This is a genomic window from Streptomyces sp. NRRL F-5122, assembly GCF_001507435.1.
Classification (GTDB): Bacteria; Actinomycetota; Actinomycetes; order Streptomycetales; family Streptomycetaceae; genus Streptomyces; species Streptomyces lannensis.
The window spans coordinates 84,720-108,156 of record NZ_LMWH01000026.1 but is presented as its reverse complement, the minus strand read 5'-3'; the positions used below and the strand labels follow the sequence as shown (position 1 = coordinate 108,156).

21 protein-coding genes are annotated in these 23,437 nt (G+C 68.4%); 12 read left to right on the top strand and 9 right to left on the bottom strand.

Features of this window, described 5'->3' with window-relative positions; translation table 11 throughout:
- Positions 1 to 561: 561 nt before the first annotated feature.
- Complete coding sequence (locus ADL25_RS05450; RefSeq protein WP_107116522.1) at positions 562 to 2,202, top strand: CehA/McbA family metallohydrolase; 1,641 nt, start codon at positions 562 to 564, stop codon at positions 2,200 to 2,202.
- A 301-nt stretch (positions 2,203 to 2,503) separates the two neighbouring features.
- On the opposite strand, the gene ADL25_RS05445 is transcribed toward ADL25_RS05450, so the two are convergent.
- Positions 2,504 to 3,532 (bottom strand): zinc-binding alcohol dehydrogenase family protein, encoded by a 1,029-nt coding sequence (locus ADL25_RS05445; RefSeq protein ID WP_234380609.1) that lies wholly within the window; start codon positions 3,530 to 3,532, stop codon positions 2,504 to 2,506.
- Between the two features lie 373 nt (positions 3,533 to 3,905).
- On the opposite strand from ADL25_RS05445, the gene ADL25_RS05440 reads away from it, so the two are divergent.
- Complete coding sequence (locus ADL25_RS05440; RefSeq protein ID WP_059126466.1) at positions 3,906 to 4,823, top strand: TIGR03619 family F420-dependent LLM class oxidoreductase; 918 nt, start codon at positions 3,906 to 3,908, stop codon at positions 4,821 to 4,823.
- A gap of 50 nt (positions 4,824 to 4,873) precedes the next feature.
- Here the strand turns inward: ADL25_RS05440 and ADL25_RS05435 are convergent, their stop codons facing one another.
- The 4 genes from ADL25_RS05435 to ADL25_RS05415 form a co-directional block, all read right to left on the bottom strand.
- Positions 4,874 to 5,500, bottom strand: a complete 627-nt coding sequence (locus ADL25_RS05435; RefSeq protein ID WP_059126465.1) for a nucleotidyltransferase family protein — start codon at positions 5,498 to 5,500, stop codon at positions 4,874 to 4,876.
- A 306-nt stretch (positions 5,501 to 5,806) separates the two neighbouring features.
- The gene (locus tag ADL25_RS05430) at positions 5,807 to 7,747 is read right to left on the bottom strand and encodes an N-acetylmuramoyl-L-alanine amidase (RefSeq protein WP_059126464.1); all 1,941 of its coding nucleotides are present in this window, start codon (positions 7,745 to 7,747) and stop codon (positions 5,807 to 5,809) included.
- A 517-nt stretch (positions 7,748 to 8,264) separates the two neighbouring features.
- A complete protein-coding gene (locus ADL25_RS05425) occupies positions 8,265 to 8,558 on the bottom strand; it encodes a hypothetical protein (protein WP_059126463.1) in 294 nt (97 codons plus the stop codon).
- A 408-nt stretch (positions 8,559 to 8,966) separates the two neighbouring features.
- Positions 8,967 to 9,557, bottom strand: a complete 591-nt coding sequence (locus ADL25_RS05415) for an RNA polymerase sigma factor (RefSeq protein WP_234380607.1) — start codon at positions 9,555 to 9,557, stop codon at positions 8,967 to 8,969.
- A gap of 274 nt (positions 9,558 to 9,831) precedes the next feature.
- Here ADL25_RS05415 and ADL25_RS05410 point away from each other — a divergent pair, with 274 nt between their 5' ends.
- The gene (locus ADL25_RS05410; RefSeq protein WP_059126460.1) at positions 9,832 to 10,239 is read left to right on the top strand and encodes a hypothetical protein; all 408 of its coding nucleotides are present in this window, start codon (positions 9,832 to 9,834) and stop codon (positions 10,237 to 10,239) included.
- A gap of 531 nt (positions 10,240 to 10,770) precedes the next feature.
- The gene (locus tag ADL25_RS05400) at positions 10,771 to 11,274 is read left to right on the top strand and encodes a hypothetical protein (RefSeq protein ID WP_059126458.1); all 504 of its coding nucleotides are present in this window, start codon (positions 10,771 to 10,773) and stop codon (positions 11,272 to 11,274) included.
- A gap of 107 nt (positions 11,275 to 11,381) precedes the next feature.
- Here the strand turns inward: ADL25_RS05400 and ADL25_RS05395 are convergent, their stop codons facing one another.
- From ADL25_RS05395 to ADL25_RS05385, 3 genes are all read right to left on the bottom strand, one after another.
- Positions 11,382 to 11,738: a hypothetical protein gene (locus ADL25_RS05395; protein WP_059126528.1), complete on the bottom strand. Its 357-nt coding sequence runs from the start codon at positions 11,736 to 11,738 to the stop codon at positions 11,382 to 11,384.
- 261 nt (positions 11,739 to 11,999) lie between these two features.
- The gene (locus ADL25_RS05390) at positions 12,000 to 12,623 is read right to left on the bottom strand and encodes an SDR family NAD(P)-dependent oxidoreductase (protein ID WP_234380605.1); all 624 of its coding nucleotides are present in this window, start codon (positions 12,621 to 12,623) and stop codon (positions 12,000 to 12,002) included.
- 279 nt (positions 12,624 to 12,902) lie between these two features.
- The gene (locus ADL25_RS05385; RefSeq protein WP_059126457.1) at positions 12,903 to 13,877 is read right to left on the bottom strand and encodes an aldo/keto reductase; all 975 of its coding nucleotides are present in this window, start codon (positions 13,875 to 13,877) and stop codon (positions 12,903 to 12,905) included.
- A 202-nt stretch (positions 13,878 to 14,079) separates the two neighbouring features.
- Between ADL25_RS05385 and ADL25_RS05380 the strand changes: the two genes are divergently transcribed.
- From ADL25_RS05380 to ADL25_RS05355, 6 genes are all read left to right on the top strand, one after another.
- On the top strand, positions 14,080 to 14,979 hold the full coding sequence (locus ADL25_RS05380) for a helix-turn-helix domain-containing protein (protein WP_059126456.1): 900 nt from the start codon (positions 14,080 to 14,082) through the stop codon (positions 14,977 to 14,979).
- 75 nt (positions 14,980 to 15,054) lie between these two features.
- Positions 15,055 to 15,321 carry a DUF6959 family protein gene (locus tag ADL25_RS05375; RefSeq protein WP_059126527.1) on the top strand — a complete coding sequence of 89 codons (267 nt, stop codon included), beginning with the start codon at positions 15,055 to 15,057 and terminating at the stop codon, positions 15,319 to 15,321.
- Between the two features lie 387 nt (positions 15,322 to 15,708).
- The gene (locus ADL25_RS05370; RefSeq protein WP_147318061.1) at positions 15,709 to 17,829 is read left to right on the top strand and encodes a SpoIIE family protein phosphatase; all 2,121 of its coding nucleotides are present in this window, start codon (positions 15,709 to 15,711) and stop codon (positions 17,827 to 17,829) included.
- 559 nt (positions 17,830 to 18,388) lie between these two features.
- On the top strand, positions 18,389 to 18,595 hold the full coding sequence (locus ADL25_RS48875; protein ID WP_147318062.1) for a hypothetical protein: 207 nt from the start codon (positions 18,389 to 18,391) through the stop codon (positions 18,593 to 18,595).
- Positions 18,596 to 19,082: 487 nt separating this feature from the next.
- The gene (locus ADL25_RS05360; protein WP_059126453.1) at positions 19,083 to 19,775 is read left to right on the top strand and encodes a type 1 glutamine amidotransferase domain-containing protein; all 693 of its coding nucleotides are present in this window, start codon (positions 19,083 to 19,085) and stop codon (positions 19,773 to 19,775) included.
- Positions 19,776 to 19,832: 57 nt separating this feature from the next.
- Complete coding sequence (locus tag ADL25_RS05355; RefSeq protein WP_059126452.1) at positions 19,833 to 20,549, top strand: SDR family NAD(P)-dependent oxidoreductase; 717 nt, start codon at positions 19,833 to 19,835, stop codon at positions 20,547 to 20,549.
- Positions 20,550 to 20,757: 208 nt separating this feature from the next.
- Here the strand turns inward: ADL25_RS05355 and ADL25_RS05350 are convergent, their stop codons facing one another.
- Positions 20,758 to 21,213, bottom strand: a complete 456-nt coding sequence (locus tag ADL25_RS05350) for a MarR family winged helix-turn-helix transcriptional regulator (RefSeq protein WP_059126451.1) — start codon at positions 21,211 to 21,213, stop codon at positions 20,758 to 20,760.
- Positions 21,214 to 22,351: 1,138 nt separating this feature from the next.
- Here ADL25_RS05350 and ADL25_RS05340 point away from each other — a divergent pair.
- Both ADL25_RS05340 and ADL25_RS05335 read left to right on the top strand, forming a co-directional pair.
- Positions 22,352 to 22,963, top strand: a complete 612-nt coding sequence (locus ADL25_RS05340; RefSeq protein WP_059126449.1) for an NAD(P)H-dependent oxidoreductase — start codon at positions 22,352 to 22,354, stop codon at positions 22,961 to 22,963.
- Between the two features lie 124 nt (positions 22,964 to 23,087).
- Positions 23,088 to 23,381 carry a muconolactone Delta-isomerase family protein gene (locus ADL25_RS05335; RefSeq protein WP_059126448.1) on the top strand — a complete coding sequence of 98 codons (294 nt, stop codon included), beginning with the start codon at positions 23,088 to 23,090 and terminating at the stop codon, positions 23,379 to 23,381.
- Positions 23,382 to 23,437 lie beyond the last annotated feature (56 nt).

Genomic DNA, 23,437 nt, shown 5'->3' with positions numbered 1-23,437 from the left:
GCGGTCCGGTGCAGTTCGTCCCGCAGGCAGATACGAAAAGGTAGTCGGGGCCGTCGCTTCGGGAATCGCCGGGCCTTGATCCCGTAGCCCGCGAGTCTCTACACAGGACGGGGTCCGCCGACCGTCTGTGCTCCGGCTTGCACGCTGCACGCAGGCAGCTGACCACGACCCATGGGTCTGCAGGGGGTACGGGGGAGCCCCCCTGCAGACACTGAGCAAGCTAGCAGTAAACGCGTCCGCGAGCGCCCGTCCCGCAGCGACGCCATCTTTTCGGGACATGCCGCTGCCCCAATTGCCTGGCTGGTTCCTTTCGTCGAACGGCTGCGGCCCATCCGGACCGAGCGGTCCCGGGACTGGACCCGGACCCGCCGTGGTGGTACTTCAGCGGCATCACCCACGGGGATCCAGGCCAGTACGCGTCGCGGCATCGCGGGAGGTCGTTGCCCGTCTGCCGCAGCGCCTTCACGTTGAGCTCATCCGCCGTCCACAGAGCAGGATCAAGGTCTGAAGGCTTCAGGTGCATTCAGCGTGCACATATCACCGACATTGCTAAGGACGAACATGTGTCTTGACGGACACTGCGAACACGATGTGGATGTCCTCGACCCCGAGGCGCTGACCGTCGACGAGGCGAGCAGCGGGCTGGGACGTCGGCGATTCATGACGGTGGGCGTGGCCGGCGCGGCAGCCCTGACCCTGACCCCGGTCTCCTTCGCGCAAGCGGCCGACGGCTCCACCGGTGGCAAGCCTGCGGCGGGCAGCGACGAGACCCGTGTCATCAGCGGGTTCCTCGAGACCGGCGTAGCGGACTTCGTCTACCTTCCGGTGCAGATCCCGCACGGGGTCCAGAAGATCGCTGTCTCGTACTCCTACGACAAGCCGGCCGTCCCCTCGGGCACCCCGGGCAACTCCTGCGACATCGGTGTGTTCGACGAGCGGGGCATCGCTCTCGGCGGTCGTGGCTTCCGTGGCTGGTCCGGTGGCTTCCGCACCTCGTTCGAGATCAGCAACAGCGAGGCCACCCCGGGCTATCTGCCCGGTCCGGTCAACGCCGGAACCTGGAACATCGTCCTCGGCCCCTACCAGGTGGCTCCGCAGGGCATGCACTACCAGGTCCAGATCACCCTCACCTACGGCGAGCCCGGGCCCGCCTTCGTGAAGAAGTACCCGCCGCAGCGGGCCAAGGGCCGCGGCCGCGACTGGTACCGCGGTGACTGCCACCTGCACACCGTCTACTCCGACGGCAAGCGCCTGCCGGCGGAGGTGGCGGCCGGGGCGCGTGCCGCGGGCCTGGACTTCATGGTCTCCACCGACCACAACACCTCGGCGTCGCACGCGGTGTGGGGCGAGTACGCCGGGCAGGATCTGCTGATCATGACGGGTGAGGAGGTCACCACCCGTAACGGGCACTGGCTCGCGCTCGGTCTTCCGGCCGGTGAATGGATCGACTGGCGCTACCGCTCCCGGGACGACGCGTTCGCCCGGTTCTCGCGTCAGGTGCGCCGCAGCGGGGGTCTCGTGGTCCCCGCGCACATGTACTGCGCGTATGTGGCCTGCCAGTGGAAGTTCGGCTTCGAGGACGCCGATGCCACGGAGGTGTGGACCGGCCCGTGGACCTACGACGACGAGCACGCGGTCAGCACCTGGGACCAGAAGCTCGGTGAGGCGGTCCGTACCGGCGAGCGCTGGCTGCCCGCGATGGGCAACAGCGACGCCCACAGCGACCCCCAGGTGATCGGCCTGCCGCACAACGTCGTCTACGCGGACGACCTCGCCACCGACTCGATCACGGACGGCATCCGCGCCGGCCGTAGCTGGATCGCCGAGTCGTCCGCCGTCAAGCTGACGTTCTCCGCGACCGGGAACGGCAAGCACGCGGGCATCGGCGAAAAGCTGAGGGTGCCCGCCGAGGCTCCCGTCGACGTCCGCCTCGACGTCGAGGGTGTGCCCCACGGCACGGTGCGGTTCATCACCGACGAGGGTCAGATGCACCAGGAGTCGGTGGACGCCTCCGGCTCCGGCACGGTGGTGTGGCGGACGACCGCCTCTCTCGCTGCGTACGTGCGTGCCGAGGTGCGCCACCCGATGGCCGACGGTTCCCCGGGGCAGGGCAACACCATGGGCGACGCGCTGCTGTTCGGTCCCATGGCCGCTCTGACCAACCCGGTCTTCCTGGAAGCGACGTCGACGCCGCGAAGCTGACGTCCGCCCGCATCCTGCGCCCGGCGGGACCTTCGCACTCCACAGGTCCCGCCGGGCCGAGCAGGTGAGCCGAGCACGGGCGACACGTCAACCTGCCACGCGACGGGGCGTGGGTGCCGTAGCCGCCGCCGGTGACGGGGCGGCGGCTACGGCACAGGCACGTTCATCACCGGGACCATGGTGGGGGCGCGGACGGCCGGAACCGGCGCGGCACGCACGGGAGCGGTACCGAGGTGATGCCGCAACCCCTGACCGCCCGCCGAACCTCGTCGACCGCCGTTGTCCGGAATCTGGTGGGCGGTCAATCGAGGACGACGACCATCTTCCCCTTGGCTTCGCCCACTTCCATGACACGATGGGCTTCACGTACGTCGTCGAAGCGGAACACGCGCGAGGGCTTTGCCTTGAGACGCCCTGCCGCCACCTGCTCCGCGATTTCCTGGAGCGGTACATCCGAGAGCGGGAATCCGGGCTTTCCGAATACAAAGCTGCCGAAAAAGGTCAGATAGACGCCGCTTGCCATCTGCAGCAATGGGTTGAAGTCGCTGATCGGCTCGAGCCCGCCGAGCCAGCCCGCCAAGCAGGCGCGTCCGCCCCGGCGCAGCATGGCAAGGGAGTCGAGGATGGTGCTGTTGCCCACCAGATCGAGTACCGCGTCGAGTTGTTTGGCCTCGGCGATCCGCTCGGAGAGCTCCGGGCCCTCCAACTCGGCTCGGTCCACGCCGAGTTCCTCCAGCAGGTCGAATCGCCGACGATCGCGGGACGTACCGATGACCCGCACACCGGCGTTCACGGCCAGGTTCACGGCGGCCTGACCGAAGGCGGAGGTCGCTCCTCGGACCACCAAGGTCTCACCCGGGGCGATCTCCAGACTACGGAACAGACAGGTCCACGCCGTTGCGTACGTCTCCGGGATGACGGCCAGCTCGGCCCAGGGCAGGTCCGACTCGATGATCGCGACATTCGATGCCGGCGCCCGGGTGTATTCGGCGTAGCTGCCGTTGATCGTGCGCCCGAGGCCACCCATCAGCGCGGCGACCTTCGCGCCCACGGGGAACTCACCGCCGGGGCAGGACGTGACCAGACCGACGCATTCGATACCGCTGACCTTGGCGGCCTCGGCCCACTCACCCCTGCGCATATGCATCTCGGCATGGTTGAGCCCGAACGCCTTGATGTTGATGACTACATCACCTGTTCGGGGTTCAGGGTCCGGGAGTTCCGTGTAGACGAGGCTGTCAGGACCACCGAACTTCTCGATGACGATGGCACGCACGATATGGCTCCGGTCATAATCGACCCCACCATTCACACTAACCCAGCCGGACACCGCTCGCGATCGGGCTGGTCCGACTCGCATGCGCCCGGTTCGGGCCCTGCGACATCCGATCAGCTGTGCGCCGGGTGCCGGTCCTGTCCGCAGGAGTCACGACGCAGGCGAGGCACCTGGCGCGGCTCCGAGGAAACCTCCCCGTCAAGGCCTACGCCCTCGTGAAATACGGGAGACTGGGCACGGAGCACTGTGGGTGCGGAGGGCGGCACACCGGCGGAAGGCGGGACCGATCGCGAGCGAGCCGACGATCGATCCGCCCGCGGACCCCTCTGCCGTCCTCGAGTACGCTGCGCCGAAACGGCGGGAAACGACCGTCGGTCCGCGGCCCGCCGAGCCGCCCCGTACCCCCTTACGCCACCAGGGAATTGACATGCGACTTGGTCTGGCCCTTCCGACCTTCGGTCCGGACGCACGGCCGGAAGGCATCATCAGAATCAGCCGCACGGCCGAGGAGTTGGGGTTCGACTCCCTGTGGACGGGCGACCGTCTGCTGGCACCGGTCGCACCGAGCGTCCCGTACCCGGGAGTCGACGGCGTGATGCCCCGGGTCTATGAGAACCACCTGGACCCGCTGCTCGGCCTGACCTTCGCCGCCGCTCACACGAGCCGGGTCCGCTTGGGCACCAGCACGCTGAACGCCCTGTGGCAGCCACCGTTGATGCTGGCACGATCGCTGACGACCCTCGACCTCGTGAGTCACGGGCGCCTCGACGTCGGCGTCGGTTTCGGCTGGATGCCCGAGGAGTACACGGCCGTCGACGTCCCCTGGGACGGCAGAGGCGCGCGACTCGACGAGACGCTCGACGTCCTGGAGCAGTATTGGGCCAAGGACGCCCTCGCCCACGACGGCCCCCTGTTCACCGTTCCGGACACGGTGGTCGGGCTCAAGCCTCACCAGCGCCCGCGTCCGCCACTCCTGCTGGCGGCCTTCACACCCAGGGGACTTCGCCGCATCGGCCGACGCCTCGACGGCTGGCTGCCCGGCGCCATGCCGATGACCGCCTTGCTGGGAATGTGGGCGACCATCGTCAAAGAGGCCGAGGAGGCGGATCGGGATCCGTCCGCACTCCGTATGGCCCTGCGGGTGAATCCCTTGCTGACCGCCACACCGACCGGCCCGGAGCGTTTCCCCCGAGCGGGCACCCTGGACCAGTACATCGACTATTCCAGGGCCGCCGAGGAGGCCGGTGTGCACGAACTGTTCGTGGACTTCGGCCAGATGTCGGCCACACTCGACGAACGGGTAGACCTCGCGGGTCGATTCATCGAAGGGGTACGAGCGGGTTGATGTGACGGCGTCTCGCCCGGCTTCCGAATTGCCTGCGCCCCCCGCGCGGGTCAGTACGAGGAGCGACCTCGTGCCGCGGTTCCGGCCGGCCACTCAAGCACCGTCAGCTCGGGCCAGTGCAGCCGCCAGCGGGCCGTCTTGCTCTCGTAGACCTCCCGCGGGGCAAGCACCGGATTGGGCCGTACGACCAGGTTGAACACATCGGAGAGGCCGTGCGGCGCGTAGACGCGCCACCGGCCGCCGGGCTCCAGCCGTACCCCCAGACAACAGGTGGTGGCCGCGAAGCTGTCGATGGCCGCCTCCGTGGACGCATAGGGAGCGCGTGCGACGCCGAACTTCTGCTCGTACCAGAGGTGGACCCGGGCCTCGTTGCGGATCTCGACCTCGGCCGGCAGCCCGGCAAAGGCCTCCGCACCCGCTGCGATCACCGCGTCCTCCGCCTCCCACGACAGATCGCTGCCGTCGAAGTAGAAGACGTCGTAGTCCTTGATCCCGCTCGTGGGTGGCCTGTCAGTGACGACGTTCCACACGGTCTGGAAGAGGCAGCCCGCCGTCACGTACCAGCCGGGCAGGGCCAGGGACGCGGACCGTTCCAGCACCTCGAGCAGTACCTCGTTGCGGGAGAGGACCGACGTGAGAGTGGCGAGTTGTTCATCCAGCGGAAGGCGACCGATCACGGGTCATGACTACCACGCGACGCGCCGACCAGGGCGGGGGCGTGACGAGCTTCGTCGCCGGAGGGTCACATCCCAAGCACCTGGTGCCGCCTGTGCGGTGGGAGGCGGGCAGCGGTGTGGCGCGCGGGGGCGCCTGCGAGCACTCGCGGGAGTCCGGATCGCACGATCAGTACTCAGTCCTATGGCGTCGATGCTGCAGTCGCGGCCTTCAGCCTGTTCCCCGGGGCGGGTGCGACTGTCGTCCGTACAGAGCGGTAGGGGGTGCCCGGTCCGTCGTGCGGATACCGGACACCCCCGATCAGTGCGTCAGCTGTTGTGGCCGAGGGCCGGAAGGTCGGTTGCGGTCACGTCCGACTCGTACACCAGCCCGACCCGGTGGTTGTACTGGATCGTGTACATCTTCTTGCCGCCGGTGACCACCGCTCCGCTCGAGGGGAAGAAGTCGTCCGTGGCGGCCGGCGGCTGGGTGGCGACATAGGCCTGGCCGGCAGGGACGGAGTACATGCTCAGCGGGGCCTGCGTCGACGGGGACAGCCCGGCGGGGTACTCAGCGGCGTCCGGGTAGCTGGAGCCGTAGACCGCGACAGGGTCGGCGCCGGCGGACTTGATCACCTTCACACCGTGCGCCGGTACGGTGTTGCGGCCGAGCGGGTTGTAGAACCACACCTTGGCGCCGCTGTACCAGATCGCGGTCCAGGCACCGGAACGATCGGCCACCACGAACTGCTGGCCTGCCTGAGCCGTGCTGCCCCAGTCGTTGATCCGGTCGGTGCCGGCGCCACCCGGGTGGACCGCCTGGTCCCCGAAGAGGGGGGCGGTCTGGCTGGGTTCGGTGTGCAGGAAGACGAAGTTCGACGGCTGCTGCTTGTCGGTGCAGGCGGTGGTGTCACCGGTCGGGTCGTCCGCCGGGCAGATCTGCACGGTCTGCCGGTTTGAGGAGAAGCCGGGGGCGATGGTCACCACCGAGCCGACGCGGCCCACGCCGTGGACGCCCTTGATCGGCGCGCCCAGGAGCTTCATGAAGTGTTCCCAGTCCCAGGACGTGCCCGGGTCCCAGTGCATGCCGGAGACCAGGGCCGACGAGGGCCCGGCGACATTGTCGTGCCCGATGATGTGCTGCCGGTCCAGCGGTATGTCGAAGCGGGCGGCGAGGTACTTCACCAGATCCGCCGTGGCCTCGTACTGGGCCTCGGTGTACCAACTGCCGCCGTGCGCGGCGTAGCCCTCGTGCTCGATGCCGATGGAGTGCATGTTGGTCGAGTAGTTGCCCGCGTGGAAGCCCAGGTCCTTGGTGGGCACCATCTGCGTCACCGCGCCGTCCGACGACCGCATCACATAGTGTGACGCGCTGCCGCCGGGATTCTGGAAGGTCGCGATGGCGGACTCGTAGGACGACTCGGTGTCGTGGATGACGATGGAGTCGATCCGGATGCCGTTGGCGGGGCGGTTGGAGACCTGGCCGTTCGACGGGGCGGCCGGGACGAAGGTGCATTCCACCGTGGAGGGACACTCGGTCTCCGCGGTGGCCGCCGCCTTGAGGTGGAGGGTGCCCAGCTGCGCGGTGGCCGGGGAGACGTCCGGGGCTGCGGTCATGTTCACGCGCTGCCCGTCCTGCGTGGTGCGCCGGGCGCCGTGCTTGACGGTGGAGAACACCCGGTCGGCGAACGCGGCGGCACCCTGCTGATGCGCGGAACCGCTGTAACGGGCCACCGCCGCGTACCACTTGCCCGGGTCCGACGACGCGGCGCCGACCGTCGCCTTCTGGTACGACGCGAGCAGGGCGGCACCGCCGCGGATGTTGGCCGCCGGGTCCTTGCGCAGTTCCTCGGCGGACAGGCCGGTCAGTCGTGCCGCCGCCTCGAGGGTGTGCAGGGCGGGGTCCGCGGCGAGCGTCTTGAGGTCGGCGCGGCCGACGGCCCCGGCGTCGCCTCCGGCCAGCATCTCGGGTGTGACGTCCGTCAAGTGCATCGGACCGTAGCCGCCGTTGGTGCTGTACCGGCCGGCGTGGTCCTCCCACGCCGACTCCTGGTACGCGACGCCGAGCAGCACCTGCTGCGGGACGTGGAACTCCTTCGAGGCCGCGGCGAAGTCATCCTGCCGTGCGGTCTTCGACGGCGTGGCGTCGCCGCTGGCCATGGCGGTCAGCGGCAGGACGGCCGCGCCCGCGAGGGCGACCATGCCTGCCGCCGCCAACAAAGGCACACGGTGTCGCGACTTGCGCCGGCGGGAATCTGTGGATCTTGTCATGAAGCGTTCCTGAACTCTCTGGCCGAGTACGAACGGCGCAGTGGGCGCGTGAAGGGCGAAAGTCGCGTCGGTACGCGCTCTGACAACGTTGTCACCCTCACTTGAGACGTGGTCGGATCCGTTCCGGGGCCCATGGGATGACCGCACGTGGGGGCGTCATCGACTCGCCGGGTAGATCCTTTCGCGTGCGATTGTTATTCGTTGAACGCATAACGAGCAACCACCATTGTGTGTGGACGTTGTGAATTGCCTAGGGGGTGGCCGGCGGTGCAGCGCCTTTCCGGCCTGCTCGCTCCAGGGCGCGCTCGACGAGCAGAGCCATGCGGAAACGGAAGGAACGGCGTCCTTTGTTGCGGGCGCGGCTGCGTACGCCGCTGTACAGGGCGGAGCGTGAGCCGGGAAGGGGCTGTTGCGGGTCGGCTGGTACGTCGGCTCCGGCACGGAGCGGTGCTCGGCCCGGGAATGCCGGGTCAGTGCCGGAGAACGGCTGACGACCAGATGCGACCGTCGTCCATGGTCAGTTCGACCCGCTCGAGGTGGCCGCGGTGGCGTAGGCGATCCAGGTCGCTTGCCCGGAGGCCGGCATCCACCAGGAGCCGGCGTCGCGGCTGGAGCCGTCCTTGAGCATGAGCCGGCAGGTGTAGTGCGTGCCGGGGGCGCCCGAGGTGATCTGCATGACCACGACGCGGTCCTTGCCGGCCAGACTCGGTTCGACGGTTCCGACCGCAGTCCCCGAGGCGGTGACCAGGGATGCTCCGCGGTCGCCGAGGGCCACGTGAACCGGGGCGTGGTCGTGATGGAGCACGGTCACGGCTGCACCGCCCAGGCAGACCCCCGCGGCCGCGGCCGCCGCGAGCAGCAGCGTCCGACGAGGGCGGCGCTGGCCGCGGATGCGGCCGGGCGACGCGGGTTTCGGACAGCCGGGGGAGAGGTGTACGTCGCCCGGGGCCGAACGTGAGCGATGGAGGGCAGAGCCCTCGCGGGTGGGATCCGATACCTGGATCGGTCGGGGTCGGAAGGGCGTTCGAGTCTCAGGCGGTCGAGGACCTGTGTCTCGAAACCAGGAGCCGCGACGGACGGTGATGCAGGCAGCACCGCATCGACGCCGGTGGCGACATCGTCGTAGGCCGGGTGGCAGGCGGGGCAGTCGGTGAGGTGCCGCAGCACCTCGTCCTCCGGGCCGGGGAGGGCGCCGAGCGCCAGGGCGACCAACTCGTCCTCATCGGGGTGGCGATCCATCACGGCGTTCCTCCTTCAGCGAGTCGCGCAGCCTTCGAAGACCGCTGCGGATGCGGGTCTTGGCGGTCCCGAGTGGAATGTTCTCCTGACGGCCGATCTCGGCGGCGGTACAACCGCCGAAGACGGCGCGGGCCTGTTCCGGTGGGAGGGCGCGCAACCGGCGCAGGGCGCGCTCGCTCTCCAGCGTGGTGAGGGCCCGTTGCTCGGGATCGTCGGGCCCGGGGTCGCTGCGAAGCGCCACGTCGATGAGGCGTTCCAGGGTGGCGTCCGTGGCGGGCCTCGCCCGGCGGGCGCGTACGGCATCGATGGCCGCGTTGCGTGTGATCGTCAGCGTCCAGGTGAGGACCGAGGCGCGCTGGGGGTCGTAGCTGCCTGCCGCGCGCCACGCACGCACGAACACCTCCTGGCTCACATCCTCGGCGAGGGCCGGCTCCCGGGTCACCGACAGCGCGAGGCCGTACACGGGGTCCTGGAAACGTCTGACGAAGGCGACGGACGCCTGCTCGTCGCCCAGCGCGAAGGCGGCGACGAGCGTGACGTCGTCGACCTGGTTCGCACGCGAGAACAGCACCACGTCCCTGTGTACGTACGAACCCGGCGAAGAGATTGGCGAAGCGGTCGGGATTCTTTTCGGGAATGTGGCGCAATCCCGTGGCCGGACTCGCCCGTACAACCCATGCGACTCGGTCGTACGGGCGAGCGGAATGGAACCGGAGGCACCATGCATCGTGGAAGGATCGCCGTGTCCGGGCTGGCTCTCGTGGCCGCCCTCGGGCCGGCGGGCTGCGGCGGAGGCAGTACCGGCAATGAAGACGGGGGCCAAGAGCCAGGGGCCGGCAGCAGCCATGAACCCCTCCGCTGTCCGGACGAACGACTCGCCCTTGGGTACGGTCCTCGTGGACGGCAGTGGCCGGACCCTGTACCTGTTCACCGCGGACGGGAAGAACACGAACTCCATGGACTGCGACGCGGCGTGCCTCAAGCTGTGGCCGCCCATGGAGGGCAAGCCGAAGGCCGGCGGCGGTGTCGACGCGGGCCCGATCGGCACGACGGACGACGCGGGCCGGGCGCAGGTGACATACGCCGGGCACCCGCTGTACTACTACGCCGCCGACCGGGCGGCAGGCGACGTCAAGGGCCAGGGCATCGGCGGTGTCTGGTTCGCGCTGGATGCGAAGGGTGCCGCGGTCAGGAAGGCCGCCCCGGCCGCCTCCGCCACCCAGGACGGCGGCGACGGCGGTTTCGGCTACTGAGCTCGGCACAGGTGTTGAGCGGCAGCATGCGGGCGATCGACCCGTGCCTGCCACTCAATAGGCGGGTGCTGGATGGACGAGCCGACACAACAGCCAGTTGGACAATACCTCCGAGCCCGGTCCTTCAGGGTCGGGTCAAAGTTGCCCTGTCCAGGGGTCGGTTGCCCGCAGACGAGGTGTTGACCTTGGGGGCAGGCGACGAGACGGGTCCCGGGAGGCTGGGTTCGCAGTCCGACGGCATGGCACCCGTCGCCTTCCGTTCGGATGCAGTGTGCCAGGACGATGCAGTGCGCGGGAACGACCTCACTTGTGACGTGGGGACGCGCCACGGGAGTCGGCTCGAGCTGTCGAGCCTGCGGCTGGGCTCGGGTCGCGTCCTGTCGTAGGGGAGTGCATTCCCGGGGGCCGGAACGGTAGCGCTTTGTCCTACGTCTGCGTTGGCAGGCCCATCATGGTCATTGGGGGGAGACGATGGAGACCGAGCGTGCACGACTGTGGTGGAGAACGGCCGGCCCTTGGCAGAGAGGCACCGTGGTCCTGGCCCTCTTGGCGGCTCTGATCGCCGTGGTGCTGGCTATGCGAACGGTGTTTGCGCCCTGGGCCTTTCCGCTGCCCGGGCAGCCCAGGCTGACAGGCTACTGGCAGGGTGAGATCTCGTATTCGAAGACCGACACCAGGCGGGTCCTCCTGCGGCTGAACTACAACGAGAACTGCGAATCTGCCTGCGGTATGACAGGCGGGATGAAGGTCTGCGGAGCAGGCAAGGACGCGAGGGGCGACGTATCGGGGGACGTGCGCAACTGGCGAGGCACCCGATTCTCAGTGAGTCCCTGCCTTCCGCGCAGCAAGGGCGACGTGAACATCGAGCATATCGACGGCACTTGGAAGGGCGACGAACTCCGGATGCGAGCGAGAGCAGCGATCATCGACAGCGACGGCGCATGGCATTCGGATCAACAGCGGCCCGACCCGCCCGAGTTCGTGATGCATCGCAGCAGCGAGGCTGCCTTCGAAGCCGGCTGTGCCAAGGGGTGAGCCGTCGGGTGGGTCCGGCACCGTGCGTGCGCGGGTGCGGGGGCCCACCTCGACGGCGGCCGTGCGTCGGGAGGGCGGAATCGTCGCACCGCCCGGGACTCCTCGACTCAGCGGAACTCGTGAACCACCCGGATTCTGCCGACGATGTGGGCGTTGAACTCTTCGAGCTCCTCAGCCGGCACCCACAGTTCGAGGATGGTCTGTCCGCCGACCTGCTGGACCGGGTATCTGCGCAGGAACTCCGACTCGACCTCGAACCGGGTGACAAATCCGGCACCGTCGTGCTTGACGTTCCAGTCCCGCGCGATCCTGACGGCGTAGTCCTCGTTGAGCACCGGGTAGAAGATCGGCTGCTCGGGAAGCCGGGGCGGCCACGCACGCCAGTCCGACTCCCGCACGAGGTCCAGTTCCTTGAGGCCGGTAGGACGCCACAGGGTCGTCGTTCGCTGGCTGGTCACGGGGATCGCTCTCTGTGCGCGGCAACCGTGGTTGCGGCCGAAGGTGAGCCCTGAGCGTAGCGACAGGGTTGGCACGGCGGCCACGAAGTTTCGGGCCTCCGAACACCAACGGTGGCCGCGGCGCGTGCCCATGCAGGGGCGCGCAGCGGGCACCTTCCTCGCCCCGAGCCTGTGCGCCCGTGCCTGGACCGCCTTTCGAATGCGTGGTGCCCGCTGCGGGAGTTCGATCAACCGGCAGATGCCTCGGTCGGTTGCACGGGAGAAGGCTCAGTAGCCGGCAGTCAGTGCGCCGTCGATGGCGAGAGCGGCTCCGTTGATGAACGGGCTTTCGTCACTGAGCAGGAAGGCGGCGAATGCCGCGATCTCCGCCTCGTCGGCGGCTCGGCCGGTCGGCTGCTTGTCGAGGATGAGGCCGGCGGCTTCCGGACTGCTCTCGACGACGCCGCGCCACAGTGGAGTGTTCACCAGGCCTGTCACGAGGGCGTTGACCCGCACACCCTCTCTGGCGGCGTCGAGCGCCGTCGAACGGGTGAGGCCCACAACTCCGTGTTTGGCAGCCGAGTAGGCCGCAGCGGACGGATCGCCGACCACGCCGACAACGGAGGCGTTGTTGACGATGGAGCCGCCGCCACTGGCCACGATCGCGGGGATCTCGTACTTGAGGCTGTAGAAGACGCTGGTCAGGTTGAGGGCGATCACACTGTCCCAGAAAGACGCGTTGATGTCCCCGATCGCTCCCTGGCTGGTCCCGCCGCCCGCGTTGTTGAAAGCGCCGTGCAGGCCGCCGAACTCCTGGACGGCGACCTCGACCAGATGGGCGACCTCCTCCTCGACCGTCACATCCGTGGGGACGAACAGTGCCTTCCCGTGCCCGCGGGCGATCTCCGTCACCGGGCAGGACATCACGCTGCTGATGAGCGGGATCTACCAGACGGCATCCCCGCTGCAGGCCACACAACCGCACCTGTGGCGTCGCTATCTCCACCTGGTCTTCGACGGCATGCGGGCCGCCGACGGGCCGCCACTGCCGGGGCCGCCGCCGCACGAGAGCGCGGCGTCGGTGGGCGCCCGGGCCGTCTGCCGGAACAGGGCACGTGACAACGAGGACGCGGCATTGTCCGCGTCCTCGTTGTCGGGGTCGGCCCTCGGCAGGCGGCCGAGGTGGGACGGTCAGTACCGGCCGCCGACGGGGGCCGGTACGGCGTCGAGTTCGGCAAGGTCGGCCGGAGACAGCGGGACGTCGGCGGCGCCCGCGTTGTCGGTCAGGTACTTCGGGGTCTTGGTACCGGGGATGGGAACAACATGCGGGCCCTGAGCCATGAGCCAGGCGAGGGCGACCTGGGCAGGCGTGGCACCGATGCGGTCGGCGGCTGCACGGACCTCGTTCGCGATGTCGAGGTTGGCCTGCAGGTTGTCCTGCTGGAACCGCGGCAGACGGCGCCGCTGGTCCTTCTCCGGAAGTTCGTCGAAGGAGGCGAAGCGGCCGGCGAGGAAGCCGCGGCCCAGCGGCGAGTACGGCAGGAGGGCGATGCCGTGTTGCCGGCAGTAGGGCAGGACCTCGGCCCGGACGTCACGGGTCCACAGGGAGAACTCGGACTGCACGGTGGTCACCGGATGCACGGCCTGGGCCCGCTGGATCTGCTCGACGCCGACTTCGGACAGACCCAGGTGCCGGGCCTTGCCGGCCGTGACGGCCTCGGCCAGGGCACCCCAGGTCTCCTCGATCGGGACCTCCGGGTCGACTCGGTGGAGCTGATAGAGATCGACGTAGTCGGTGCCCAGACGGCGCAGACTCGCGTCGATGGCGGCACGCACGTGCTCGGGTCGGCCGTTGGGCTTGACGAGCGGGGACCCGCCGGGGCCGCCTGTGGGGTCGATGGCCTCCATGCCCACCTTGGTGGCGATCACCGCGTGCTCCCGGCGGTCGGCCAGGGCCCGGCCGACGAGTTCCTCGTTGGTGTAGGGGCCGTAGACGTCAGCCGTGTCGATCAAGGTCATGCCCAGGTCGAGGGCCTGGCGGATGACGGAGACCGAGGTGGCTTCGTCACGCGGTGTGGCCATGTCGTAGGCGAAGCTCATCCCCATGGCGCCCAGGCCGATGACGCCGACCTGCGGTCCGTGGGTGCCCAGGGTGGTGGTGCGCATGCTGGTGTCCTGCTTTCGTGGCTGCCGGTTCTCAGCCCCTTGAAAGGGGGCCGCTGGACGTACGGTCACTCGCGGCCCTTCCACCGTCGCGCCCCCGCGCATCCCGTGGCAGGCCGAACGGTGCTGGGGAGTGGCGTTCCAGGGAGTGATACGGCCCCCCACAGCCCCCTCGATCGCGTCAGCGACTTGCGACACTGTCCATATGAGCTCTGACCAGCACAGCAACGAGCTGGCGCGCTTCCTGCGCGCCCGACGCATCCAGGTGACGCCTGAGCAGGTGGGTCTTCCCATGGGCCCGGGGCTCCGCCGCACTCCGGGACTGCGCCGCGAGGAACTCGCCACTCTTGCCGGGGTCAGCATCGACTACTACACCCGCCTCGAACGCGGCAAGGAGACCCGCCCCAGCCCAGCCGTGGTCGACTCCCTCGCCCGGGCGCTGCGCCTGGAGACGGACGAACACAGGCATCTGCGCCGACTGGCGGCCCGGGCCGCTCGAACCGCTCCCGAGCCACCCACCGCGCCCAGCCGCGCGGTGCGGCCTGGCGTCCAGCTTCTGCTGGAGAACCTGCGACCTGGCCCGGCCTACGTCCTGAGCCGCACCCTGGACATACTCGCGGCCAACCCCGGCGGCCTGCACCTGTACGCGGGCATGGAGAGCTGGCCGGTCAAACAGCGAAATCTGGCCCGCTACTACTTCCTCCATCCCGCGGCGCGCGACCTGTTCCCCGAGTGGGACACCCGTATCCGCGGCTGTGTCGCACGCCTACGCGCTCTGGCCGGCACCGATCCGGACGCCCCCGACCTCGCCCAGCTCGTAGGTGAACTCCTTTTGAAGAGTGAGGACTTCGCCCGCCTGTGGGAGCGCTACGATGTGCGCCCCCATCGCCCAGGCACCAAACGCTTCCATCATCCCCGGGTCGGCGACCTCACCCTCGGCTACCAGTCCATGCTGCTCGAAGGCACCTCTGGTCACCGTCTCGTCGCCTACTACGCCGACGTGGCAAGCCCCGACCACGACGCCATGGTTCTACTCGACATGCTGGGCACTCAGCACGCCTCCGGAGCCGCCGGTCACGCCGAACTGCCGGCACACGATCAGTGAGGTATGGCGCTCGCTCCACTGTCCCCGCGTACGCCGTCGTTGCCGTCGTCGGGTGATGTCGGCTTGGATGGCGTGATGGAACGCGTCGAGGCAGAACTCTTCACTGATGGCGGCAACAACGCCGTTGTCCGCCTGCCCGGTCGTAGGTTTCCCGGGGTGCTGATTCAGGGCGACTCCCTGCGCATCCTCAGGAACGACTTGGCCCAGGTGGTGGAGGCGTGCGAGCGCAGCGATCCGGCCGAGGCCCGGGACTCCGGTGACTTGCTCCTGGCCGCCCTCGACGCTCTGCTGACGCGCTATGAGGATGCGTTGCACAAGCACGGGATCCCGCGGCCCTATTGAGCGGTGTGACCTGCAAAGCCCATTCTTCCGAGGGAATTCCGGTCGGCGTACTGGGGTGTCGGCCCTCGACCGCGGGTCAGCCGGGAGGCGTCTCGCACAGTTCCCAGGGCGCCTGCCGACTCGCCGTCGAACGGCTGGTTCGCGCTTTGATGTTCCGTCTCGGCCGTGAGCGGGGCGAACGTGAGGCCCCGGACCTGGCCGCTGCGATCCCGCGGCGCTGCGGGCACACATCCCGACCACATGGACCAGTGACTCGCATGGGGCGGCGAGCACCGCCCTGGCCGTCAGGGCAAGGCGAGTCGGCGTCGGAGACAGGAGATCCGAGGGCTGTGGGTACCGCCGGTGGTCACCGCGCGAAAGCCGCTCGGGGGTGCTTACGCTGAAGGCGTGCCCGAGGACGACTCCCGACAAAGGGAGCATCGCCTGTCTCCGCGCGAGGAAGACCTCGCGATTCTCGACGCGCTGTTCAACCAGTCACCGATCGGCGTCGCCGTCTACGACAGCGGACTGCGGGTCGTACGGGCCAATTCCGCGCTGGAACGCATCCACGGGGTTCCCAATGCGCGATTGCTCGGTCACCGGCTCGGCGAGGTCCTGCCCGACCTCGACACCGCCGCCATCGAAAGCCGACTCGTCAGGGTCCTGGAGACAGGTCAGCCCGTCGCCGGCACCGAGGTGCACGGGCGCACCCCCGCCGACCCCGACAGGGATCGTGTGTGGGTGGCGTCCTCGTTCGCGCTGACCGGACAGGATGGGCGAACACTGGGTGTCACCGATATGGTGATGGATATCACCGAACGTCACCGTGTCCGGAAACGTCTGGCCCTGCTCGATCATGCTGCGGCCCGTATCGGCACGACGCTCGACGTCACACGCACCGCCGCCGAGCTGGCCGATGTCCTGGTTCCGGCCCTTGCAGACCTGGCCACGATCGATCTCCTGGACGGGGTGGAGGCAGGCGAGGAGCCTCTCACCCCCGGCACGGGCGGGATCGAGCTGCGTCTGACGGCGCGCAAGGCCGCTCGGCCGTCCATCCTCGAAGGACTGCGAGAGATGGGTGACATTCAGGAGTTCGCCGCAGACACCCCGCACGCACGCAGCCTCGTCAGCGGGCAACCCGTGCTGGTGCCGGTGATCGCCCCGGACGCCGGTTGGGTCGGTGGCTCCCTCGATCCCAGGGCGCAAGCGCTCGTGGAGCGGGGGACGCACTCCCTCATGGTGGTGCCCCTGCGGGCCAGGGACACCGTTCTGGGTGTGGCACACATGTACCGCACGTCGGCTCGCCCGGACGCCTTCGAGCCTGACGACCTGGTGCTGGCACAGGATCTGGTGGCCAGGGCGGCTGTCTGCGTGGACAACGCCCGACGCTACACAGGCGAGCGTGTCGCGGCCGTCACCCTTCAGCGGAGTTTGCTCCCGCGCAATGTGCCCGAGCAGAGCGCGGTCCACCTTGCTTACTGCTACCGGCCCGCCCGTACGCACACAGGGGTGGGCGGCTGCTGGTTCGATGTGATTCCGCTGTCCGGCGCTCGCGTCGCCCTCGCCATCGGCGACATACCCGGGACGGGCATCGAGGCCGCTGCCTGCACCGGTCAGATCTGTTCCGCCGTTCGCACCCTCGCGCAACTGGATCTTGCCCCCGAAGAGGTCCTCGCCCGACTGGACAACATGGTGCCGCGCCTGGTCGAACGCGCCCGTACCTCGGGATCCGCACCGATCATGGACGGGCTCGTCGGAGCGACCTGCCTCTACGCGATCTACGACCCGGTCTCGTGCCACTGTGTCATGGCCAGCGCGGGCCATGCGCCGCCTGCCGTCGCCGAACCGGACCGTCCGGTACGATTCCTCGAATTGCCGCCCAACGAGCCCCTCGGCCTGGGCGATCCGGTCTTCGAGCCGCTGGAGGTCGAACTGCCCGCGGGCAGCGCCCTCCTGTTCCACACCCGAAGCATGGCGGATTCCCGTGACGCCGGGCGGGCTCTGGACGAGCAACTCTGCGCGATCATCGCCCAGGACGGCATGCCGCCGGAGGACATCTGCCAGGCTCTCGCCAACGTGGCGGGCTCCCGCATCGGACCGCAGGAGGACCTGGCTCTGCTCCTCGCCCGTACCCGTCGTCTTCCTGCTGCTCAGGTCGCCACATGGGACGTGCCTGCCGAACCCGGTGCCGTCGCGGACACCCGCTCGCTCGCCTTGCACCAGTTGGAGCGGTGGGGCCTGGAGGACCTGGCGTTCACCACTGAACTCGTCGTCAGCGAACTGGTCACCAACGCCATCCGGTACGGCGTTCCGCCGATCCGGCTCCGGCTCATCCACGACCAAATGCTGATCTGCGAGGTCAGCGACGCCAGCAGCACCTCGCCCCATATCCGGCGGGCGGCCACCATGGACGAGGGCGGACGCGGACTCTTCCTCGTCGCCCAGTGCTCCCAGCACTGGGGCACCCGCTACCACGACTGCGGCAAGACCATCTGGGCGGAGCAGGACGCCCACCCCCACGGCACCTGAACGTGACCCGTTGCCCCGTCAGGTTCGCCGACAGGCGGGCGCAGTCGGCTACTTGGAGGCCCTACGATCCCCTCTTCAAGGGCTGAGACGCGTCGTGGTGTTGGTCCTGCCGCCCGGACACCGCTTCTGGTTTCCCGGACAGTGGCCGGGCGGCTGCCTCCGGCGCGCCAGGTCCTTCCCTTGGACGAATGCCGCAAGTAGGGTCACACGGCGAGAGGGTCGGTGGTTGCTGATGCAGATGACCCGGATGCGTGTGGCGGCGGCGTTGCTGTTGCTCGGATCCATGGGAGCTCTGGCGGCCTGCGATGACCAGGGGTCGGCCACCGACGACGACCACCCGTCTGCGCAGGACTCGGCTCGTCCAGTGAGGGCTCCGACCACTCCGGGTGCCGCAACTCGATGTACCACCGTGGGGGATGAGGAGGACTCCGCCACATCCGGCGGGGTCATCGCCGGTCCCTTCGCGGGTATGCGGGGGGCCGGTCACGAGTCCGGACTCGCCAAGTTCTGGGTGGCAGCCTCGAATCGACCGAGCCGAACCGATGACGCCGTCATCCGTGTGGAGGTTGTCGACGACGAGCGCCCATCCGATCCGGCGCTGTATGTGCGGACGGCGAAGGACATCAAGACGGTGGTCCCGCCGCCGACGGCCGGTCCAGAGCGCATCTACAACGGCACGATCTTCGTGCCCACCTCGGGCGGCACAAAGTTGCGGATCACTGTGACGATCGGCGAAGCGACGGGCTGCTTCGTGATCCGGCTGTAGGGCGGAGCCGGCGAGGCGCATGCTTCATCGGCGTACCTCGAGTGTCCATGGACCTCCTGCGTACGGCCCTGCCGAGTCAGCACTTGGGAGTCGGTCGACCGCCCTCCACGGAGGACACTCCGTTCAATCGGCAGGCCGGTCGTCGAGCCTCGCGTCACACCTTGTTGAACGCGGCCGTGCAGATCGGGTCCGGCACGGGTGCCGGACCCCATCGCATGTGATGGGCCTCACCGATGCCATGCGACTCGTCACCGTTTCGAGAAGTGACGTTGAGGACGTCATCGTTACGCGACGTAAACGCTGACCATGGCGTGCCGGGCCTGTGCAGTCGCCTCGGACGCCGCCGCGGAGACAGCGCGAAGGATCGCCCTACGCGCACGTGGACGGGATCGTGGCCCCGCATGCGGCCGACGAGGGGGCGACTTACGCTGATAAGCGGCGAAGAATGCCTCAGTCGCCGGGGTGAAAATGAGGAGGCGCTTCCCGCATGGCGAAACTACTCTTCGTGATGACTGGAACCGCGTACTGGACGCTCAAGGACGGCACCAGATATGCGACCGGCTACTGGGCCGAGGAGTTCGCGGTGCCCTACAAGGCGCTGAAGGCTGCCGGGCACGAGGTTGTGGTGGCCACGCCCAGGGGTGTTGTTCCCACTGTCGACATGATGAGCCTGCGCCCGGAGATGGCGGGTAGCGCCGAGATCGCCCTCGACCTCGAGGCCATCATCCGTTCCGCGGAGGAGATGCGGCGCCCCATACAGTTGGCGGACGCGCGACTGGAGGATTACGACGCCGTCTACTTCCCCGGTGGCCACGGGCCCATGGAGGACTTGTGCGTCGACGCCGATGCGGGCCGACTGCTGACGGCGGCACTGGCCTCGGGCAAGCCCCTCGCCGTTGTGTGCCATGCGCCCGCTGCGATGCTGGCCACCAGGATGCATGGTATGTCCCCCTTCGCTGGTTACAAGGTGACGGCCTTCACCAACGAAGAAGAGGAGGCCGTCGGCCTGGCGCCCAGGGCACGGTGGTTGCTGGAGGACGAACTGAGGGGACTCGGCGTCGAATTCATGCGCGGCGAGAAGTGGAAGCCGTACACGGTGGTGGACCGAACCCTCTACACGGGGCAGAACCCGGCATCGGCCGCGGTCCTGGCAGAGCGACTGCTCAAGGCACTGGTCTAGGGGTGGCGCGGAAACTTCCCGCTTCCCCAGCCCTGCAGCGAAGGGGGTTCGTTGAGAATGACCTCTCATCACGTCAAGAAGGTCGCCGTCGTGACCGGTGCCTCGCAGGGCATCGGTGCGGGCATCGTGGAAGCGTTTCGCAAGAGCGGTTACGGCGTCGTCGGGACCTCCCGCAACATTTCCCCCTCCGACGACGAGGGCACCCTGACGGTCCAGGGCGACATCGCCGAGGCCGCGACAGCCGAACGTGTCGTCGCTGCGGCGATGGAGAAGTTCGGCCGTGTCGACACGCTCATCAACAATGCCGGAATCTTCATATCCAAGCCCTTCACGGAGTACACCCAGGGCGACTACGAAGCGGTGACCCGTGTCAACCTCACAGGCTTCTTCCGCATCACCCAGCTCGTCGTCGAGAAGATGCTGTCCCAGGGGGGCGGGCACATCGTGAACATCACCACGAGCCTGGTCGACAACGCGGATTCGCGGGTTCCCTCGGTGCTGGCTTCGCTCACCAAGGGAGGGCTTCAGTCGGCCACGAAATCACTTGCCATCGAGTACGCCACACGCGGGATTCGGGTCAATGCTGTATCGCCGGGAAACGTCAACACCCCGATGCATGCCGTGGAAGACCATGAAGCACTCGCCGCCATGCATCCGGTCGGCAGGTTGGGGGAGCAGAGCGACATCGTGGACGCCGTGCTCTACCTGGAGAACGCCCCGTTCGTCACCGGCGAGATCCTGCACGTGGACGGCGGCATGAGTGCCGGGCGGTAGGTCGGGCGCGGGGATGGCGGCGCCACCGGCGCCGCGGTAAGCCCCTGAGTACGGCAGCGTGCCGGCGGTGGAGCACGACTCGCCTCACCGCACTCGTCCAAGCCGTCCTCGTCCCGCACCTCGACACAGCAAGCCGAGGTTGGAAAAGGCTCAGTGCACGCAGTAGTCGTAGCGCCCCTTGGAAGAGATGGGCTCGGACACGCTGCAACTACTCGGGAGCGATACGCTCCAACACCTCGGCGGCCGCGGCGATGTCGCAGCCCTCCAGCCGGGAGAAGACATGGCGTCGCACACTCGCGAGGTTGGTGGGCCACGCCTCCTTGAGCTGCGCCAATCCGGCAGCCGTGAGCACGGCGAACCAGGCCCTTCCGTCGTCGGAGCACTTCTCACGAACGACGAATGACTGTGATTGAAGTCGGTTCACCACTCTTGTCATCCCGCTGAGGGACAGCCCGCACATGTTGGCCAACTCGCTCATGCGCATGTGGTTGTCCGGCGCTTCGGAGAGGTGCATCAAGACTCTGTACTCGGTACCGGAAATCGGATGTTCCTCGAGCATGTCCGCGTCGACGGTTCGGGGCAGGAGCGCCATGACCCTGCCAAGAGCCCGTAGGAAGGCCTCCTCGTCCCTATTCAGAGGTTCGATCGTCGTCGCGTCTGTCATACGCACAGTGTAGGTGCCCGATCAAGTTGGACGCGGACGTGCGCAGGGCCTTTCCTGCGTCGGCTGGCACACACGAGAAACAGATGTTCTGCATGTTCCTCCTACCCGCAAACGCATCGCGGGTAGGTGAATGTGGGTGCCTTGATGTCGTTGGGCCCGGTGCTCACCAAGAAACCCGCACCTACCTGGAGTCCAGCAATCACGGGAGCAGGCTGCGTCAGATATGTCGGCACCGCGGAATGCGACAGCCTCACCTCGTCGTCGACCGGGTACGCAAACCCCACGCACGCAAGGAAGTTGTCGGCGCGACCTACCGCGACCCGAATTCGGGGACCGGCAGCAGTGCCGCAGTACCTCCTCGCGGCCGGCGAACGGCAGGGAGTCGGCCGGAAGATGAGGGGCACCGCCCATGGCTTCGGCTTGCCGTCCGTGACGGTTGGCGTCCCGGGAGGGTTTGGGGTTCAGAAGGTGCTGCTGGGCCGCGCGCAGCTGAGGGCCAGGTACGGCACCGAGTTCGTCGGCCGGATTGCGGCGGGGGCCTCGACTGGTTCAGGGCCTCCGCCTGACGCCCCGTGACGGCCATGGCGGTGATGATCCGTGAGTGGGCTCGTTGTCGGGGTGGTGATCCACGGCTCGGCGCAGGGCCGTCAGCACGTCCTCAGACAGGGACGGAGCAGCCGCGAGAACTTCGTCGGCGGCCTCTTTGATCGTCGCGACGAATTCATGGCCGACCGAGGTGAATGCCGGATGCCCAGTGACCGACGTACCGTCGGCGACGATGTGGGACCGCGCCAGAGACGAAGGGCTTCGACGAAGCCCTGGGCGGCCGGCCTGTGCGGGGTCGCCGCCCTCGGCCCGCCCGTGGGCGTTGCCGGGGGACATACGCGATCGCAGGCGCGGAGATGGGCCCTGGAGGTCCTAGGCGGGCGGCAACCCCAGGATCGCCGGCCACGCGTCGTCGGGCGACTCGTGCGGTGTGCGGGGCCCAGTGGTGTCCCGAGGTCGGCGCGTCCCCGGTCCGGTGCATGCCCCTCGTGTGCCGGGGAGTGTTTGACGGTTGTCGACCGGTCGTCTAGTTTAGTTGACCGGTCGACTACTTCGACCGATCTTTTCGATCCCTTGATGAAGGAGCACCTTCGTGGCCACCCCCGTCAAGCTCGCCATCGTCTACTACTCGTCCACCGGCACGATCACGGAGATCGCCAGGGAGCTCCACGACGAAGGCGTCAAGGCCGGCGCCGAGGTCCGGCTTGTGAAGGCCGCCGAGCTCGCTCCGCGGGCCGCCGTCGATTCCAATCCCGCCTGGGCGGCCAACCACGCGGCCACCGCCCTGGTTCCCGAGGCCACCCCGGAGGACGTCGAGTGGGCCGACGCCGTCATCTTCGGCACGCCGACCCGTTTCGGCAACGTCTCATCGCAGCTGAAGCAGTTCATCGACACGCTTGGAGGCCTCTGGGCCGAGGGCAAGCTGGCCGACAAGGTGTACAGCGGCTTCGTCTCCAGCGCGACGGCCCACGCCGGCCAGGAGTCGACTCTCCTTGCCCTCTACAACTCGATTCACCACTTCGGTGGGCTCACCGTCACCCCCGGTTTCACCGAGCCGAACAAGTTCGTCGACGGAAACCCCTACGGCACCTCGCACGTCGACGCGCAGGGCACCAACCCCGTGGGCGACGTCACCCGCATCGCGGCCCGCATCCAGGTCCAGCGCGTCATCAAGATGGCAGGCGCCCTGAAGGCTGCCGCCTGACGACACGCACGTCCTGTAGGTGCCGCACGAGCGGTTCCCGGCTTGTGCGGCACCTGGAGGGCCCCCTCCGGACCCGAAGCCCCGTGGTCCCCGCCCGGTTCCATCCGAGAAGAGGAAAGAATTCATGAAGGAGTTCCTGGTCGAACTGACCACCACCGTGCCCGAAGGCGCAGAGCCGGCCGAGGTCGACCGGCGCCGTGCTGCCGAAGCAGAGCGGGCCAAGGAGCTGACCGCCCAAGGGCACTTGTTCCGGCTTTGGCGTCCGGTCGGCGAGCTTCGCAGCATCGGTGTGTGGCGTGCCGACGACGAGGCGGAACTGCGTGAGAAGGTCCTCGGAAGCCTGCCCCTGTGGCCCTGGATGACCGCGGTGATCACCGCCCTGCAGTCGCACCCCAACGATCCCGGCCGGACCAGCTGACCCCGCTCGGCAGAGACGGCGACACCCACCCCGGGCCGCCGTTCGGCGCAGCACCA